The 16,783-nt window shown below is 60.2% G+C and carries 15 protein-coding genes; 4 read left to right on the forward strand and 11 right to left on the reverse strand.

Going from position 1 to position 16,783, the window contains the following annotated elements:
- Positions 1–43: 43 nt before the first annotated feature.
- Positions 44–2,344, reverse strand: a complete 2,301-nt coding sequence (locus tag LNV09_RS00375) for a TonB-dependent receptor (protein WP_263555089.1) — start codon at positions 2,342–2,344, stop codon at positions 44–46.
- 291 nt (positions 2,345–2,635) lie between these two features.
- Between LNV09_RS00375 and LNV09_RS00380 the strand changes: the two genes are divergently transcribed.
- From LNV09_RS00380 to katG, 3 genes are all read left to right on the forward strand, one after another.
- Entirely contained in the window at positions 2,636–3,430 is a 795-nt protein-coding gene (locus LNV09_RS00380; protein ID WP_263555090.1) for an exodeoxyribonuclease III, read from the forward strand.
- A 159-nt stretch (positions 3,431–3,589) separates the two neighbouring features.
- Positions 3,590–3,874: a transporter permease gene (locus LNV09_RS00385; RefSeq protein ID WP_263555091.1), complete on the forward strand. Its 285-nt coding sequence runs from the start codon at positions 3,590–3,592 to the stop codon at positions 3,872–3,874.
- A 130-nt stretch (positions 3,875–4,004) separates the two neighbouring features.
- The gene (katG, locus tag LNV09_RS00390) at positions 4,005–6,203 is read left to right on the forward strand and encodes a catalase/peroxidase HPI (protein WP_263555092.1); all 2,199 of its coding nucleotides are present in this window, start codon (positions 4,005–4,007) and stop codon (positions 6,201–6,203) included.
- Position 6,204: 1 nt separating this feature from the next.
- Here the strand turns inward: katG and LNV09_RS00395 are convergent, their stop codons facing one another.
- The 5 genes from LNV09_RS00395 to LNV09_RS00415 all read right to left on the reverse strand — a co-directional run bounded on the left by LNV09_RS00395 (position 6,205) and on the right by LNV09_RS00415 (position 10,679).
- A complete protein-coding gene (locus LNV09_RS00395; RefSeq protein WP_263555093.1) occupies positions 6,205–7,296 on the reverse strand; it encodes a flavin monoamine oxidase family protein in 1,092 nt (363 codons plus the stop codon).
- 98 nt (positions 7,297–7,394) lie between these two features.
- Positions 7,395–7,979 carry a TetR/AcrR family transcriptional regulator gene (locus LNV09_RS00400; protein WP_263555094.1) on the reverse strand — a complete coding sequence of 195 codons (585 nt, stop codon included), beginning with the start codon at positions 7,977–7,979 and terminating at the stop codon, positions 7,395–7,397.
- Between the two features lie 55 nt (positions 7,980–8,034).
- The gene (locus LNV09_RS00405) at positions 8,035–8,730 is read right to left on the reverse strand and encodes a cupin domain-containing protein (protein WP_318023266.1); all 696 of its coding nucleotides are present in this window, start codon (positions 8,728–8,730) and stop codon (positions 8,035–8,037) included.
- Between the two features lie 37 nt (positions 8,731–8,767).
- Positions 8,768–9,547, reverse strand: a complete 780-nt coding sequence (locus LNV09_RS00410; protein ID WP_263555095.1) for an SDR family NAD(P)-dependent oxidoreductase — start codon at positions 9,545–9,547, stop codon at positions 8,768–8,770.
- Between the two features lie 241 nt (positions 9,548–9,788).
- On the reverse strand, positions 9,789–10,679 hold the full coding sequence (locus tag LNV09_RS00415) for a DMT family transporter (RefSeq protein WP_263555096.1): 891 nt from the start codon (positions 10,677–10,679) through the stop codon (positions 9,789–9,791).
- A 110-nt stretch (positions 10,680–10,789) separates the two neighbouring features.
- Between LNV09_RS00415 and LNV09_RS00420 the strand changes: the two genes are divergently transcribed.
- Positions 10,790–12,148 carry an aminotransferase-like domain-containing protein gene (locus LNV09_RS00420; protein WP_263555097.1) on the forward strand — a complete coding sequence of 453 codons (1,359 nt, stop codon included), beginning with the start codon at positions 10,790–10,792 and terminating at the stop codon, positions 12,146–12,148.
- 83 nt (positions 12,149–12,231) lie between these two features.
- Here LNV09_RS00420 and LNV09_RS00425 read toward each other — a convergent pair whose 3' ends face one another.
- The 5 genes from LNV09_RS00425 to LNV09_RS00445 all read right to left on the reverse strand — a co-directional run bounded on the left by LNV09_RS00425 (position 12,232) and on the right by LNV09_RS00445 (position 16,627).
- Positions 12,232–13,260 (reverse strand): HNH endonuclease signature motif containing protein, encoded by a 1,029-nt coding sequence (locus tag LNV09_RS00425; RefSeq protein ID WP_263555098.1) that lies wholly within the window; start codon positions 13,258–13,260, stop codon positions 12,232–12,234.
- A 98-nt stretch (positions 13,261–13,358) separates the two neighbouring features.
- Entirely contained in the window at positions 13,359–13,832 is a 474-nt protein-coding gene (locus tag LNV09_RS00430) for a hypothetical protein (protein WP_263555099.1), read from the reverse strand.
- A 653-nt stretch (positions 13,833–14,485) separates the two neighbouring features.
- Positions 14,486–15,478: a site-specific integrase gene (locus tag LNV09_RS00435; protein ID WP_263555100.1), complete on the reverse strand. Its 993-nt coding sequence runs from the start codon at positions 15,476–15,478 to the stop codon at positions 14,486–14,488.
- 4 nt (positions 15,479–15,482) lie between these two features.
- The gene (locus LNV09_RS00440; RefSeq protein WP_263555101.1) at positions 15,483–15,722 is read right to left on the reverse strand and encodes a DUF3631 domain-containing protein; all 240 of its coding nucleotides are present in this window, start codon (positions 15,720–15,722) and stop codon (positions 15,483–15,485) included.
- 239 nt (positions 15,723–15,961) lie between these two features.
- On the reverse strand, positions 15,962–16,627 hold the full coding sequence (locus tag LNV09_RS00445) for a PEP-CTERM sorting domain-containing protein (RefSeq protein WP_263555102.1): 666 nt from the start codon (positions 16,625–16,627) through the stop codon (positions 15,962–15,964).
- Between the last annotated feature and the right edge of the window lie 156 nt (positions 16,628–16,783).

A 16,783-nucleotide genomic window follows, 5' to 3' on the forward strand; every position in this document is an offset into this window, starting at 1 on the left:
GTGGTGCGCGGCCAGATGCAGCGCTCAGGGGCCTAAAGGCCGCTCAGAAGCTGGCCTTGAACTGCAGCCCGTAGCTGCGTGGCTCGTTGATAATGCCGGTCAGGTTGTTGAAGTCGATGGCGGCAACGACTTGCTGCTCGTTGGTCATATTGCGCACATAGGCCGAGACTTCGTACTTGGAGTTGTTCCAGCCATAGCCGACGCGCAAGCCGCCTTCCAGCGAAGACTTGGCACGGTACTCGGTCGCCTTGTACAGGAACATGTTGTACTCGTCCTTGTAGGCCCAGTCGGTCAAGACATAGACGTCGCCACCCGCCAGCTCGGTGCTGTAGCGCAGCGTCCAGTTGGCAATCCACTTCGGCGCACGCGGCAGCGGGTTGCCGCCGATCAGTACCGTGCCGGCCACGGGACCGGCCTTGTTCAGCACATTACAGCCTGTATTAGGTTCCAAACCTTGGAAGTTCGCGTTGCCGCAAGGCGCCACGAAGAGTGCATCATCCTTGATCTTGGTATCGGTGTAGCTCAGGCCCAGCGTGGTGCGCCAGTCACGCGCCAAAATCGCCTGTGCATCAAGCTCGAAACCTTGGCCGGTCGCCTTATTGGCATTGACCAAGCGGTTCTGGTTGACGCTGCCGCTGCCGGCGGTCAGCTGCAGGTCATCGACCTTGTAGCTGAACACGGTGCCGCTGATGCGGGCCGTCTTGTCAAGCAGATCGGTCTTGAAGCCGGCCTCAAAGGACAAGGCTTTTTCGGAGTTGGCGACCGAGATCGAGTCACCAAACAAAACCCGGCCCTGGATACTCGGCGCGCGGTAGCCGGTGGCCACACGGGTGAACAGCGAGGTGTCCTTGTTCAGCGTGTAGTTGGCGCTCAGGTCCCAGCTCCAGTTGGTCGAGCGCGGGTTGGCCGTGAACGGGCCGGCATTCTTGCCACCAAACGGCGTTTGCGTGCGGGCGGCGTCAAAGTCTTTCTTGTCGTCGGTGTAACGAAGGCCGCCGCGAATCTTCAGGTCGCTGGTGACGGCGTAGTTAAGGCTACCGAAGGCGGCCCAAGAGGTCGCATCTTGGTGTTGATAGGCATAGCCATTTTGCGGGTCGCCGGCCGAGAAGGAGTCGAAGTTGAAGCTGTCAACAGTCATCTTCTCTTTGAAGAAATACAGCCCGCCGATCCATTGCAGCGCGTCGGCGGTGTTGGACTGCAGGCGGAACTCCTGGGTGGTCTGCTTCAGCTGGGGCAAGCCGTCGGCAGTCTGCGCGTCGAAGGGGATCACCGAAGGCTGGCCGGGGAAGCGCGGGCCATCAGGGATGCCGCCAAAGCGGCTGCCGAAACCACCGTCCACATCGCCACGGCTGTAAAACTTGGCAGTATCGTAGGCGGTGATTGAGTGCAGCGTCATGCCGTTCAACTCCCAGCGCAGACGGGCACTGACGCCGCTGGACCTGAGGGTTTGCTCGTTATAGCCGTCGGTCGGGTAATTCGAGGCATCAAATCCGTCGACGATGTCATTGGTGCCGCGCTTGATGATGTTGGCGCGGAATGTCGTGGCGCTGCCTTCGTAGTCGCGGCCGCGCACATTGAACAGCGCATAAAAGCCGCCATTCTTGTAAGCGGCCTGAACGCGAGCGGCCTTGTCGGAGTAGCCCTCCAGGTCCGAGGTCGCACCGGGCAAGGGGTTGTGCACGCGGTCGCTGGCGCGCTGGAACAGCACGGCGGCCCGCACGGCCCAATCTTCACCCAGAGGTGCATTGACCGCACCTTCGAGATTGAAGGCGTTGTTATTGCCAAAGCCGGTATTGACATAGCCCTCAAAACGCTTGCTCGGCTTGACCGAGTCAAACTTCATCACACCGGCCGGCGAGTTGCGGCCGAACAGCGTGCCTTGCGGGCCGCGCAGCACTTCAACCTGTTCCACGTCAAAGACCGGGAAGCCCTTCAACATCGGGCTTTCCTGCACCACTTCGTCGTAGACCAGGCCAACCGGCTGCGAAGCGTTCAAGTCGAAGTCGGTATTGCCCAGGCCGCGAATATAGAAACGCGGGAAGGTGCGGCCGAAATCCGATTCGATGTTCAGGCTCGGCACGCGGCCCGAGAGTGCGCGAATGTCTTGGCCGCTGGCGTTGTAGGCGTCGAGTTCTTCGCCCTTGATGGCCGAGATTGACATCGGCACATCGCGGATGTTCTCGGCCCGGCGGCTGCCGGTCACGATCACGGTGTTCAGCGTCGTGGTGTCCTTCTTGGCTTCGGCCACAGGGGCTTCAGCGCTCTGCGCCATTGCGCCATGCATGGGGAAGGCCGCCGCGAGGGCGAGGGCGATCAAATTGGGTTTGATGTGGAGGGTTTTCATAGGTGTCCTGCGGGTGAGTTGATTCAAAGGGCGAGCTTTTCGGGCCTCTGCGGCCAAAACATGAGCGGACGCTCCAACAAAGATCCGAGCTGCGTTCGCTGTATTACTTGTTCAGGCAACTGTCTTCGGCAAACGTTTGCTCCTTGAGCATCCGTGAATCTAGCAAGTCATTCCGATGAAAGTCACCTCGAAAGGGTTTGCCCTAGGGTTTTGTGGCCAAAACACAGCAGACCAATCTAGACCAGTCGCCTGCGATACTGCCCCAACCTCCACCCAAACGCTTTTTTCACCATGCGCTTCATCACAGCCAATTTGAACGGTATCCGTTCCGCAGCGAACAAGGGCTTCTTCGACTGGTTGCCCGATCAGAAGGCCGACGCGCTGGGCGTGCAAGAGGTCAAGGCGCAGGACGAGCATGTGGCCGGCAGTTTTTGCAGCTCGGGCGACTTGAAAGGCCACTTTCATTACGCGCAGAAGAAGGGCTATTCCGGCGTGGGCCTCTACACCCGCGAATTGCCCAGCGAGGTCATCACCGGCATCGGCGTTGAGGAATTCGACTTCGAAGGTCGCTACATCGAGAAGCGCTTCGACAAGCCCGGCCGCAAGCTCAGCCTGATCAGCTGCTACTTCCCCAGCGGCAGCAGCGGCCCCGAACGCCAGGAAGCCAAGTACCGGTTCTTGGCCGCGATGGCGCCGCACTTGCAGGCCTTGAGGGCCGAGCGCGAGTTCATCCTGGTAGCCGATGTCAACATCGCACACCGAGAAGCCGACCTGAAGAACTGGCGGAGCAACCAGAAGAACAGCGGCTTTCTGCCCGAGGAACGCGCCTGGATGACCCGTCTCACCGACCCGTCCGACGGCGGCCTGGTCGACGTCTACCGCACGCTGCAACCCGACACCACCGACGCTTGCTACACCTGGTGGAGCAACCGCGGCCAAGCCTATGCCAACAATGTCGGTTGGCGGCTGGATTACCACCTGGCCACCCCCGGCCTGGCCGCCTTGGCTAAGCGCGAGGCAATCTACAAGGCGCGGAAGTTCAGCGACCATGCGCCGCTGACGATTGACTACGATTTCAAGCTCTGAGTTTCAAGCGCTGAGTCCCGCCTGCTCATGGCCTGCGGCAACACCCTCGTCGAGACGCTGAAGATGGCCGCCAGCAGATGCTGAGCATGAGCCTAGATTCAGCGCTCGACTGGGCCATCGTCACCGTCTTCGCCACCGTCTATCTGGGCATGTTGCTGGGTGGCCGCGCGCGGCGTGCATCTGAGCGAGCCGGGCGTGTTGCTGGTGGCCGGCGTGGCGCTCTCGAATCTGGTCTCGAATGTGCCGGCGGTGATGTTGCTGCTGCCGGATTTGGACCGTGGCCTTGATGCCGGCAAACTGCTGCTGGTTGGTTCAATGCCCAATCTGATCGTCGCCGACCTGGCCCGCCAGGGCGGGCTGGTGATCAGCGCCCGCCAACACCTGCACATCGGCCTGCCGGTGATGACCGGGACTCTGCTGTTGCTGTGGATCTGGCTGAGCTGAGCCGAACTGCGCTGCACTCTAGCCCGGCACGGCCGGCTATGACTGCGATTGGCAAAAGTGATCATCTGCGGGCTGCCTAAACTCTAAACTGCACAGGCACTTTCATCACCAATATCCCCAGGAGCCAGCCATGTCAGCAGAACCCAAATGCCCTTTCGCCGGCCACGCCCGCAGCAACACCACAGCAGCAGCCCCCTCCAACGCCGATTGGTGGCCCAATCAACTCAAGCTGAGCATCTTGCATCAGCATTCCGCCTTGTCCGACCCGATGGGCGCCGACTTCGACTACGCCGCTGAATTCAAACGTTTGGATCTCGACGCCGTCGTCAAAGACTTGCACGCGCTGATGACCGATTCGCAGGACTGGTGGCCGGCCGACTGGGGCCATTACGGCGGCCTGATGGTGCGCATGGCTTGGCATGCGGCGGGCACCTACCGCGTCACCGACGGCCGCGGCGGCGCGGGCACCGGCAACCAGCGTTTTGCGCCGCTGAACAGCTGGCCCGACAACGGCAATCTGGACAAGGCCCGCCGCCTGCTCTGGCCGATCAAACAAAAGTACGGCCGCCAACTTTCCTGGGCCGACCTGATCGTCCTGGCCGGCAATATCGCGCTGGAATCCATGGGCTTCAAGACCTTCGGTTTTGCCGGCGGGCGGCCCGACATCTGGGCGCCCGAGGAAGATGTCTATTGGGGCTCCGAAAGCACCTGGCTGGGTGACAAACGCTACAGCGGCGACCGTGAGTTGGAGAATCCGCTGGCGGCCGTACAGATGGGACTGATCTATGTAAACCCGGAAGGCCCTAACGGCAATCCTGATCCGATTGCCTCCGGCCGCGATGTGCGCGAGACCTTCGCCCGCATGGCCATGGACGACGAAGAAACCGTCGCCTTGGTGGCCGGCGGCCACACCTTCGGCAAGGCCCACGGCGCGGGCGACCCGGCGCTGGTTGGCCCTGAGCCCGAAGCCGCGCCACTTGAAGCGCAAGGCCTGGGCTGGATCAACGCCCTGGGTTCGGGCAAGGGCGTGCACACCACCACCAGCGGCATCGAGGGCGCCTGGAAGCCCAATCCGACGACCTGGGACAACGGCTATTTCGACATGCTGTTCGGCTATGAGTGGGCGCTAACGAAAAGCCCGGCCGGTGCCCATCAATGGGTCGCCCAGAACGTCAAGCCCGAGCACATGATTCCTGACGCGCATGACCCGGCCAGGAAGCACCCGCCGATGATGACGACGGCCGACCTGTCGCTGCGCATGGATCCGGCCTACGAGAAAATTTCGCGGCGCTTCCACCAAGATCCGGCAGCCTTTGCGGACGCGTTTTCGCGCGCCTGGTTCAAGCTGACGCACCGCGATATGGGGCCACGCGCACGCTATCTCGGTGCCCTCGTGCCACAAGAGGTATTGATCTGGCAAGACCCGATCCCGGCTGTCGACCACGCGTTGATTGACGCGCAAGACATCGCCGGTCTGAAGCTGAAGCTGCTTGGCAGCGGCTTGAGCATTGGCCAGCTGGTCAACACGGCTTGGGCCTCGGCCTCCACCTTCCGTGGCAGCGACAAACGCGGCGGCGCCAATGGTGCGCGCATACGCCTGGCACCGCAAAAGGATTGGGCCGTCAATCAACCGGCCGAGTTGGCTGCGGTGCTGAGCAAGCTGGAAGCGATTCAGGCCGAGTTCAATGCGTCTCACGGGCCCCAAGGCAAGAAGATCTCCCTTGCCGATCTGATCGTGCTGGGCGGCAATGCGGCTATTGAAGTGGCGGCCAAGCAGGCCGGCCAAGACGTGAGCCTGCCCTTCACGCCCGGCCGAATGGACGCCACCCAAGACGAGACCGATGTGGCCTCATTCGCTTATCTGGAGCCTGCGGCCGATGGCTTTCGCAACTACGCTCGCCCCGGTCTGGCCGGCGTGAGCGCCGAACTGCTGCTGGACAAGGCGCAGCTGCTGACGCTGACCGCGCCCGAGCTGACGGTGCTGATCGGCGGCCTGCGCGTGTTGAATGCAAACGTGGCTCAGACCCAGCACGGCGTCTTCACCGCGCGGCCCGAAACCCTGAGCAACGACTTCTTTGTCAACTTGCTCGATATGCGCACGCAATGGCAGCAGTCCAGCAGCGCCGAAGGCGTGTTGGAAGGGCGAGATCGCAGCACGAACGAGTTGAAATGGACCGCCACCGTGGTCGATCTGGTGTTCGGTTCCAACTCGCAGCTGCGCGCGCTGGCCGAGGTCTACGGCTGCAGTGACTCGGGCCCGAAATTCGTGCAGGACTTCGTCGCGGCCTGGAGCAAGGTGATGAATCTGGACCGTTTCGATCTGGCTTGATTCAGGACCCGCGGAGCAGGTCAGCGGCCACCTGCTCCGCCGCTTCCAGCGCGCCTTCCAAGAACCCGCCCGACTGCGGCGCGAACTCGGTACCGGCCAGCCAGAGGCGCCCGCGCCATTCGGCCGGCACATTCGGCGAGTCGTAAACCGGATGTTGGCCGAGCGGCCTGTGGTCCAGCGCATCAGCCGTGAACGGCTCTTGCGCCCAGTCCTGCACGGCCGACCACAAGGGCTTTTCGGCCTGCGGGCCGAACAGACGGGCGAGTTGGGCCAGGGCTTGCAGGCGCAGGTCTGCCTCGCCGATGCCTTGCCGGTAGGACGGCGGCACACCCAGAAAGCCGAATAGCGCGGCAAGCTGGCCAGCACTGTCAGAGGCGTCATGGATCTCCACCATAGGCCCGCGATGGCTGCCGGCCGCGCCCGAAAGACCAGCTGCGCGCCAGAAGGCCTGTTCATAGACCGCGACAAACTTGGCCTGGCCGGCCATCCAGGTCGGCGTACGGCGCCAGCCCTGCGCTGTGGTCAGCGGCCAAGCGGGCTCGGCCGACAGCTCGGCCAGCAGACGCGGCGGCAAGCTGCTGATGACGCGCGCGGCGCGCTGCACCCAGCGGCGCTCGCCTTGCATCAGATGCAGATCGACGCCGCCTTCGGGCCGCAGCCGCAAGGCCTCGACCTGCGTCCCCGGCAGCCATTGCACCCGCGTCAACAGGCCTTGAATGCCGTCCACCAGTGCAGCCATGCCGCCGGCAATGCGCATCGAGCGCGGCTGCTGCTCCCAGCTGTGGCCCAGGCGCCGCACGGCCCCGTCCGGCCCTTCGAGCAGGCTGGCACCTTCTGTGTGCTGCGGGTAACTTGTTAGCCCCAAGCGCTGCACCCAGGCACTCATCAGCGGGTTGATCTCGGGCCAGTACCAGGACGGGCCCAGGTCCAGCCGGTGTTCGGCGCCGTCAGACGTCGGCACACTGAGCACTCGCCCGCCCGCGCGCTGGCGCGCCTCGACCAGCATCACCGCCTGCCCCGCTTCTTGCAGTCGCCACGCAGCGTGCAGACCGCTCAGGCCGGCGCCGATGACGGCGGTCAGTTGCTCGTCCATTGCTTTTCCCTTTGCCTTTGCCTCTACTTGCACCAGCGCCAGCGCCGCGCATCAGACCAACTACTAGGTCAGGCTTTCCATCAAAAAAGAGGCGAGGCTCAGGTCGCCAACGTCGCCAGCAACATGTCCATCAACTGCCTTGGACCCCGGCCCGACTGCAGGCCGCGCCCGACCAGCATCGCGCCCTCAAGCGTGGCCAAGATGGTCTCGGCCCAATCCGGCGCAGAAACACCCGGCTTGAAACTGCCCGCCTCTTGCCCCTGCGCGAACACGCTCGCCAGCCAGGCGACATTGATCTCAAAAAACCGCCGCACCTCGGCATTGATCTCGGCCGGCAAGGAATCGGACTCGGCACCCAACATGCCGCACACGCACAGGCGGCGGTTTTCGGCATAGGTGGTCTCGAACAACTGGGCATAGGCACGCAGGCGCTCCGGTGCCCTCGCCTGCGTGCCTTCGATATGCAGCAAAGCCTGGCGAAAGCGATGGGTGTAACGCTGCGCCACCACCACGCCCAACTCGATCTTGGTCGGGAAATGGTGATGAATGCTGGGCTTGCGAATGCCGACCATTTGGGCCACGTCTTCATAGGAGAAGCCGTTGTAGCCGACGCGCTGTATCAGCGCCTCGCCGGCATCCACAATGCGCTCGGCCGAGGCTGTCAGTTCGGAGAAATGTTTCATGGGATCTGGCGTCCTTGACCAAGCAATAGGTAGCCCAATTCTAAGGAACTGAGCGTCAAGGCCTAGCGCCCGAAGTCGGTGGCAGATGACCGGTCTTGAGCCAGAAGCTGCAGCCCTGCGCACTGGCTAAGGGCTGGCGTTGATCGCCATCGGGCAGGCGCAACCAGCTGCCGGGCCCGTGGCGATGCGACTCATCCTGGAGCTCTCCGCTGATGACAAAGATCTCTTCGCCGCCCCGGCGCCCTTGATGGCCGTGGCGAGGGGAGCTGGCCCCTGGCGCCCACTTCACCAGACTGGTCTGCTCTGAACCGAAGCCACCAAGCCGAATGAGTTCGATGCCGGCCGCTGGGCCCGGCGACCAGGCCGCGCTGCGGGTATCGATCACCCGGCGTTGCTGGTCCTCGGCCTGCAACTGCCTGAGCTTGACGAAGATGATGCAGCCGCTGTCGGTAAAGGGCGCATGAGACGAGCCCCAAGGGTTGCGCACATAGCTGCCTGCCGGGTAGCGGCCATATTCATCTGCGAACTCACCCTCCAGGACGAAGAACTCCTCGCCCATATCGTGTGTATGCCGATCAAACTTGGAGCCCGGCGCATAGCGCACGATGGAGGTCGCAATGGCCACCTCGTCGCCATCGCGGTGCAGCAGTTTGCGCATCACCCCGGCTGCCGGCGAGGGCAGCCAAGGCAGCGTTTGCGTGTCGATCACGACGGCTTGTGTCAGGTCGCTGTGCAGTTTCAGATGATTCATGCGGCCAGTATCCTTCTAAGCCAGTGCCAGGGCAGTTTCAGGCCACATTGCGCCCGGCCATCACGCCGCCGTCCACATCCCAGACCGCCCCGGTCACCCAGCCGGCCTTGTCTGACAGCAAAAAGCCGACCGCCTCAGCCACATCGCGCGGCGTACCGACGCGGCCGATCGGATGGAAGCTGTTGAAGCCCTGCAGCGCCGCATGCACCTCGGCCTTGGGAATGAAGCCCTCATAGATTGGCGTCTGCACCACCGCCGGCGACACCGCGTTGACACGGATGCCATGCGGGGCCAGCTCCATCGCCAAATGCTGGGTCAGCGAATGCAGGCCGGCCTTGGCCATCGAATAGGCGCTCGACGGCGTGGCCTGGATCGCCTGCTTGCCCCACATCGAACCGATATTGACGATGGCGCCCTTGCGGCCGGACGCCACCATGTTCTGCACGACTTTTTGCGTCAGAAAGAAGAAGGCGCGGTTCAGGTTCATGTACTGGTCGTAGTCGGCGTGGCTATGTTCCAGGAAGGGCTTGGGGAAGAACACGCCGGCGGCATTGACGAGCAGATCGATGTCCGGGTGCTCGGTACCGAGTGTTTGAAGCAGGCGATCCACACCCGCGTCGGTGCTCAGGTCGGCGTTCAGCGTCGTCACTTCGCCCAGCTCGGCAAGGGTACGGCGCGCTGCTTCGAGCTTCTCCGCCCGGTGGCCAAGCAGGACTACCCGGCCGCCCTGTTCCAGCACCAGTCGCGCGGTTTCCAGGCCGATGCCGCTGCTGCCGCCGACGACCAAGAGTTTTCTTCCAGTAAATGTTGCAGGCATGATTTTCTCCAAATTATTTACCTACTACTTGGTAGGAATTTGCTTCAAAAAAACAGCAAGCAAAACCTTTGAAAATTGCTCGCTGGCTATTTGTCCTTAGCTTGATGGCACTCGCTTTGCTGGCAGCTGCCAAAATACAACCCAACCAATAGGTCATTATTTTATGGAAAATTTCGCAGCGCGCAAGCCCTGACGACAAAAATCCAGGCGCGCGCAGGCAAACCCGGCCCAGCTCACTGCCCTAGCGGCCAAACTTTCTCGAACCGGCCACGCAAAGAATCACCGCCACCGTGACGCCCAGCATCAGCGGGCTGACCTGCTCACGCAGCAGCGTGGCTGCCAGCGCCAGCCCAAAGAAGGGTTGCAACAGCTGCAACTGGCCGACGGCGGCAATGCCGCCTTGCGCCAGGCCGCGATACCAGAACACAAAGCCGATCAGCATGCTGAAGACCGAGACGTAGGCCAGGCTCAACCAGGCGGGGGTGGTGATGCCGGTGAAATCGGGCGGTGCTTTGAACCAGCTCAACAGCGCCATCAGCGGCAGCGCCAGCACCAGGGCCCAAGAAATCACCTGCCAGCCACCCAGTGTGCGGGACAACTTCGCGCCTTCTGCGTAGCCTAGTCCGCAGACAAGTATGGCCAGCAACATCAACAGGTCTCCCGCCGGAGACGCCGTCAGCCCTTGCGACAGCGCGAAGCCCACCACCAGCAAGCTGCCCAAGACCGAGAAAACCCAGAAAGCCGGGCGCGGACGCTCACCCCCGCGCCACACCCCAAAGCTGGCGGTAGCGAGCGGCAACAGGCCCAGGAAGACGATCGAATGCGCGGAAGTCACATATTGCAGCGCCAAGGCCGTCAGCAGCGGAAAGCCCAGCACAACGCCGGCCGCCACGATGGCCAAAGGCAGCAGCTGATGCCTGGCCGGTCGCTTCTCCTTGAAGAGCAGCAGCAGGCACAGCGCCAACAAGCCGGCGATGCTGGCTCGGGCTGCCGTCAGGAAGAAGGGCGAAAACTCCCGCACCGCCAGCCGGGTCGCCGGCAAGGAGGCGCTGAAGATCAGCACGCCGATAAAGCCGTTGAGCCAGCCGCTGCTGATGGATGTTTTTGCTGTGGGGGTTTGCGGCAGCGTCAATTGACTTCTCCATTCAGTGCCAGCGCTCGGGTCTGCCCGCGCGCTTGTATGTCGCCAGTCTAGGCATCACAATCAGGACAATCAAATAATTGTCATAGATACATTGCCCTATGGTGCAAGCCCGCTACAAGCAGGTGGTCGATCGCTTCGCCGCCGATATTCGCGCCGGCCGCATGCCGCCCGGCACGCGTTTACCCACGCATCGGCGGCTCGCCGCCAGCGAAGGGCTGGCCCTGATGACCGCAAGCCGCGTGTATGCGGAGTTAGGGGCAATGGGCCTGGTCAGCGGGGAAACCGGCCGCGGCACTTTTGTGCGCGAAACCGCGCTGCCGCGCGGCCATGGTCTGATCGATCCACAGGCCTATCAGCACGCGGCGGCCACCGACATGGTGGACTTGAGCTTCAACTACCCGTCGCTACCCGGTCAGGCCGAATTGCTACGTGCCTCCTTGCGCGAGATCGCCTCGGGCGGGGATCTTGAAGCCTTGTTGCGCTACCAGCCGCACGGCGGGCGCCCGCATGAGCGCGCAGAGGTGGCGCGGCATCTTGCCGCCAGCGGCCTGTGCGTGGAGGGCGAACAAGTGCTGCTGGTCGATGGGGCGCAGCATGGCTTGGCGATCACCGTGATGGCCTTGCTGCAAGCCGGCGATGTGGTCGCCGTTGATGCCTTGAGTTATCCCGGCTTCAAGCTGCTGGCCGACGCTCATCGCCTGGAGCTGGTGGCGCTGCCGGCGGCGGGTCAAGGTCCGGATCCGGATGCGCTGGACGCGCTGTGCAAGCGCCGCAAGGTCAAGGCGATCTACACCATGCCGACGCTGCACAACCCCTTGGGCTGGGTGATGAGCAGCAGCCGCCGGCAGGACTTGGTGGTGGTGGCGCGCCGGCACGGCCTGCTCATCATCGAAGATGCAGCCTATGCCTTCTTGATCGAAGACGCACCCGCGCCGTTGGCGGCTTTAGCACCGGAAATAACGGTCTACGTGTCCGGCTTCTCCAAGAGCGTGGCCACTGGGCTGCGGGTCGGGTATGTTGTCGCACCGCCCGCGTCCGTGGCCAAGCTCGAACGCGCGATCCGGGCCACGACCTGGAACACACCGGGCCTGATGACCGCCATCGCCTGCGGCTGGCTGGCCGACGGCACGGTCGCTCGTCTGGAGGCCGCCAAGCGCCAGGATGCGCGCGCGCGCCAGCAGCTCGCCGCCCGGCTCTTGGGCAAGCTCAAGCGCGTCTGCCACCCCGCCTCCTACTTCCTGTGGCTGCCGCTGGGGGAAGAGGTGCGTGCCGAGCAAGTGGCGATGGCCTTGCTGCGCGAAGGCATCTCGGTCTCCACCGCCGAGCCTTATGCCACCTCGGCGCAGGTCCCTCATGCGATCCGCTTGGCCTTGGGCTCGGTGGAGCTGCCCAGGCTGCGCAGCGCGTTGGCCAGGGTGGCTGAGGTGATTGGGGAGATTGATCCGTATGGGGCGTAGGGGAATAGCGGCGCGAATCCAGATCGGCGCGCGTATTTTCGAGCGGAATGTGACTGCTCCGCTCATGCTGATCAGTCAGTCGCCTAGCTCTTCACTGATTGATTGCAGTACGGGTGCGTGAGTTGAATATTGCGAATCGAACCCGTACCGCCTTCGCGCGCCCGAACTATGTGGTCATAAGAGATGGACTTTTCTGGATCCAAGTAGCCGCTGCAAATAGGGCACTTCATCGCGCCGAGGAGTGCGGTTTGAATGAATGCAGCGCTTTTGACGTCCTGAGAAAAGCTCAGCTGTGCTGTGTCGCTTGTGCCGGTCAAGATCTTTCCCTCAAGACCCGCAAACTGCACCAATTCTATTTCTCCTACTGCCTGAGCCGCTCCCAATGCTTCGATGAGTTTGCCAAGCATCATCATGTATCGAGCCACCCGGCCTGCACTTGAGGTTCGCTGAAGAATGGTGGCGACTACATCTTTGTGGTCAATCAAAACGCGCTCTAAATCGGCGCGAACCGAAGTGAAACGATTGAAGAAATTCTTGTCGTTGTTGGCGAGCTTCTGTCCGACAAGCGCCACCGTGCCCATGAATAGCGCGCTGGAATGCCGACCTGTTGGTCCATAGAAATACACAGCAGGGTGCAGCCCAAGGCTGCCGCCATCATTGCCGGTGATCCGACCGATTAAGTCCAAAGCTTTAGCAAGCGTCTTAAGCGTCAGTTGCCCATCCGGGTCGTCGGGCAAGCTCTCCACCCTTCTGGGCTCTCCTAGCTGATCACGGACGGCAATCAGCATAAGGTCAATAAGCGTCTCTAGCGCAGTGCGGATTCCCTTCGGCCCACCCAGGGGCAGATCAAGCGTCTTAATTGGACGCTGAATCTCAGGATCAAACAGCGATGAATGAAGGCTTTTGGCCCGGGACTCAATTTGCTGAACGACTTCGGGGCTGAACCGCGACCAGTACCGATGCCCTCGTCCAGAACGGATGATTGCTCGAGACGCAATGGACGAGGGTTTGGCTCTGTTCTTAAGCAAAAGCTCTTCAATCTCATCTAAGGGGGTCCCCTTAGTATTGATCTTGAAAAAGGAACTTTCAGCTTTGTCCGCATCGCCTTTCACCCATTGGATGGGTATGTGAATGTTTGAAATCTTGTGCTGCCCAACGTTTGAGCTAACCGGACCGTTGCAGCATGCCGCAATGGGGCCGGTTGAGTAGGTTAGGCCCCAATGTGCAGAGAAGTTGGTAAATTCTCGCGCGTCCCAAGCAACAAAACCTTCAGTGCGATTCTTACTGCTCGCTTCGCTTCCTCTTCTAATTCCGGCTGTTGATAACTCATTGCCGTCGGATCTGCTGGTGAATGCTGCGAAGGGTGCACGATGTACTTCCTTCTATTTGTCAACCAAATCCAGTCATCTCTAAGTTCAAATTTCTCTAGAAACTTCGCTTCTCGCTTTTCATCCTGGCCATTGACGTAAACTTCGACCGCCGCACAGGCGAAAACAATGGTTGCGTACCACGCCCCGGCGCAAAATACTGTCTCCAGTTCCAGTTCTAGTACGCGAGAATGATTCGTCGATACTCCAGTTCCTTCGCCAAGAGCTTCGCCCATTGCCCACGAGAAATAGTCGGTGCGAGAGCTCCAGAGTTCCCGACTCGGATAGGGGTCTTTGAGAATTTTTGATACTGTCATGATCTTTGACTTTGGGAGCTACTTGGATTTCTGGAGACAGCAGTGCCGCTGAACTTGGCGCGCAGTCACCTTTACTTATCTGGATAGAATTGGCTAGGAGCCGCGCGCATTTTGGCAGTATGTGGTATGTGCCGTTTGTAACATACAATATCAAATAACGAGCGAAAACCTCATCCAGATTCTGAACTGCTTTATTGCCGGATTGCTCAGGAACAAACCATGGCGGTACAGCCTTGGGCATTGGAGTCGCATACGAGTGATCAGTCTATCGGCCCAATGGGGGGGGCGGGCGAAATGCGCCGAAGCTGGCAGGTGCTCCGCGAATTCGGCGAATCAGTAAAAGAGCTCTATTGATTCGATGCGCTTCGATTGAAGGGACTCGGGGACAGATAGCCGACGCTGGGCAATCACTGCTTACTGGTGAGGAGCAGCGTTTAAGAAGCTAGAGTGGACGACTGCAACGGGCACACGGCCTCACCAAGGTCCACGCCGCAAAGTAGCTGAGGTTGGCAGAGTGGCAGCACACGTTGTCGGCCAACAAGAAAACAAAGGCAAAAGCTGCTTTCATGCCGGCCGATCTCGACGCGTGGCGCGGACAACGACGTAATCCAAGCAGGCTGTCACCCTGCTCGGAAAACCGCCGTATTTCGTCGTTATGCCGTCTGCCGCTGGGTCGGTCGAACGATAACCGATGCAGCGTTTGCCGCCTCCTGAAGCACCTTGGAGGACAAGTGTGCATAACGCATGGTCACCTTCGGGTCGGAGTGACCGAGGATCTGCTGAACCTCGTACAAACTGCGGCCAGCTGTCACCAGCAAGGACGCGTACGAATGTCTCAAGTCATGCAGTCGCACGCTCGGCACTTTGGCTTCTTTCCGCAGCCGGTACCAAGCTCTAGTGATGGTCGTGTACGGCTCATCTTTGCCGCCCTTTTGCTTGGCCGGCGATGGGAACAAATACGCCGACTTGCCCTTGGTGTCCAGTTGCTCCAACACCCATAGCGCCGAATCGTTCAACGGAATGGACCGAGGCTTCTTGGATTTCGACGAGATGGCATCGACTTTCCAAGTACCGCCATCAATATTGATGTTTTTCCAGGTGGCGGTCAGGGCTTCATTTAGGCGGGCGCCCGTGCTGAGAAGGAACATCACGATGCAACACACCATGCGATTGTCATCGTGGCGCAGCACATCAACCAATCGGTCCAACTGGTCTTGGTCCAGATAGTTTTCGACCTGGTTGTCGACCATGTATAGCTCGATGCCCCTAAGCGGATTCTTTTCGAGCAGTTCCCATTGAGCGGCCAAATTCAGCACCCTGCGCATAAGCTTGACGTGATGGTCGGCCGAGGCCGGCGACAAGCCCTCTTTCAGCAGGCCATTCTGAAAAGCTTGAACGTCACGGCGGTTGATGGCCGACAACGTCAGATCGCCGAACTTCGGTTTGATGCGGATGCGATACAGCTGGTCATCGCGCTTAACTGACCTTTTGTGGACGGTCGCGTGCGGAAAGTAGAGGTCAGTCATGAACTTGTCCAGCGTCATCTCCTCCGCTGCGGCCACCACGACCGCCTCCACGACCTTGGGTGCAAGCATGTGCTCGGCCTTGAGTTGCTTCGCTTGCTTCTTTGCTTGGCTCAGGCTCAAGTCTTTAATCGTGCCCAGATTCTTGTAGATATTGGTGTGCCACTTTAATGTCCGACGCATGGTCCAAAGCAAAGCGCGCCAACTGCGAGGCCAGTCGATTGAAGTCAGATGTGTCAGCGTGGCGGAAACGCTTCACTTTTTCATGGGTCATTTTGCGCCGCATGCCAAAGACGATGCCTCTGCTCATCGTCGAATCAGGCAAGTGCTTTTCAAGTGCAATATGAGACTCGTCTTTCCGGAACAAAGTTGAACCGCCTCGTTGGCATAGGAATCCTTTCGGTTTGGTTGGAAGGCAAAAAAAAAAGGGCACCCGAGGTCGAAACCTTGGGCGCCCTACAGGGATATTGATTTGGAAGGATCAGTTCAGCACTTGTGCCGCGTACATTCGCCAAGAGTCGGCAATGCCACACGGCGTGGTCAGTTGATGCCCTTTACAACATCGATATTCAGAAGTCGACTTTTACAGAGAACTGCGTGTGTCAGTCAAACTGTCAGAGAGGCAGATTTACGTCGCCTGATCGCAAAGCCTAAAAGTCCTAGGCCACCGAACATGAGTGCCAAGGACGAAGGCTCAGGAATCGGGGCCGCGTGAACCAATAAGCTACCAAAAGCCATGTTCCTTTCGGATACCGACATCAACTCTGGAGAATTGCTAGCTGCATCAAGTCCAAATGAGTCAAGAAACCAGCCGCCAGGTGCTAGGCCAACGTTTGAATAGAAAACTCCGTACATACCCCTGCAACTTTGCGTCAAGTCCGTAGAGCATTCATCCTCTTTTCCATAGAAAAAACTGTGCAATTCATTGTGGCCGGCAAACAAGTTTCCGCTGCCAAGATTCTGAAAAAACCAATCTGCACCGTCGCCATTTAATGTAGAACCCCCTTGAACACCGCCCCAAAGTGATTGAAGCAGCCGACCGGTTTCGTCTCGACTGGCATAACGCCATCCGTTTGCGAATAAACCACTTTGGCCGGCCTCAATTTCGGACCGAGAGTACCCTCGGGTCATGTCCAAGGACATCCACTCCAGACCTTGAAGGTCAACCAATTTCCCCATCGACGTGTAGCTATCCCCAGAAATCACGCCAGCGTTAGAAACAGTCGAAGCCAATGAAATAGCCAAAACCGCCGCAAAACCTTTTATATTCATAAATAGTCCCTTGAAGTAGTAATTAATATTCGCAACGGCCGTCATCACTCAACGAGCCCTTGGGTGTCAAGATAGTAGACACAAACGTCGCACACACGGTGAGTTAGTTTTCTTCGCCCCCCTCAATGCAAGGGTGGGTTTATATGTAGAAACATG

It is taken from the genome of Paucibacter sp. B2R-40, from assembly GCF_025717555.1.
In the GTDB taxonomy this organism is placed as follows: Bacteria; Pseudomonadota; Gammaproteobacteria; order Burkholderiales; family Burkholderiaceae_C; genus Paucibacter_A.

Excerpts from the sequence above, each read along its gene's own strand:
- LNV09_RS00405 (WP_318023266.1), bottom strand. The coding sequence starts at position 8,730 with ATGAATCATCTGAAACTGCACAGCGACCTGACACAAGCCGTCGTGATC.
- LNV09_RS00380 (WP_263555090.1), top strand. The coding sequence starts at position 2,636 with ATGCGCTTCATCACAGCCAATTTGAACGGTATCCGTTCCGCAGCGAAC.
- LNV09_RS00410 (WP_263555095.1), bottom strand. The coding sequence starts at position 9,547 with ATGCCTGCAACATTTACTGGAAGAAAACTCTTGGTCGTCGGCGGCAGC.
- katG (WP_263555092.1), top strand. The coding sequence starts at position 4,005 with ATGTCAGCAGAACCCAAATGCCCTTTCGCCGGCCACGCCCGCAGCAAC.
- LNV09_RS00445 (WP_263555102.1), bottom strand. The coding sequence starts at position 16,627 with ATGAATATAAAAGGTTTTGCGGCGGTTTTGGCTATTTCATTGGCTTCG.
- LNV09_RS00375 (WP_263555089.1), bottom strand. The coding sequence starts at position 2,344 with ATGAAAACCCTCCACATCAAACCCAATTTGATCGCCCTCGCCCTCGCG.
- LNV09_RS00420 (WP_263555097.1), top strand. The coding sequence starts at position 10,790 with ATGGTGCAAGCCCGCTACAAGCAGGTGGTCGATCGCTTCGCCGCCGAT.
- LNV09_RS00395 (WP_263555093.1), bottom strand. The coding sequence starts at position 7,296 with ATGGACGAGCAACTGACCGCCGTCATCGGCGCCGGCCTGAGCGGTCTG.
- LNV09_RS00430 (WP_263555099.1), bottom strand. The coding sequence starts at position 13,832 with ATGACAGTATCAAAAATTCTCAAAGACCCCTATCCGAGTCGGGAACTC.
- LNV09_RS00400 (WP_263555094.1), bottom strand. The coding sequence starts at position 7,979 with ATGAAACATTTCTCCGAACTGACAGCCTCGGCCGAGCGCATTGTGGAT.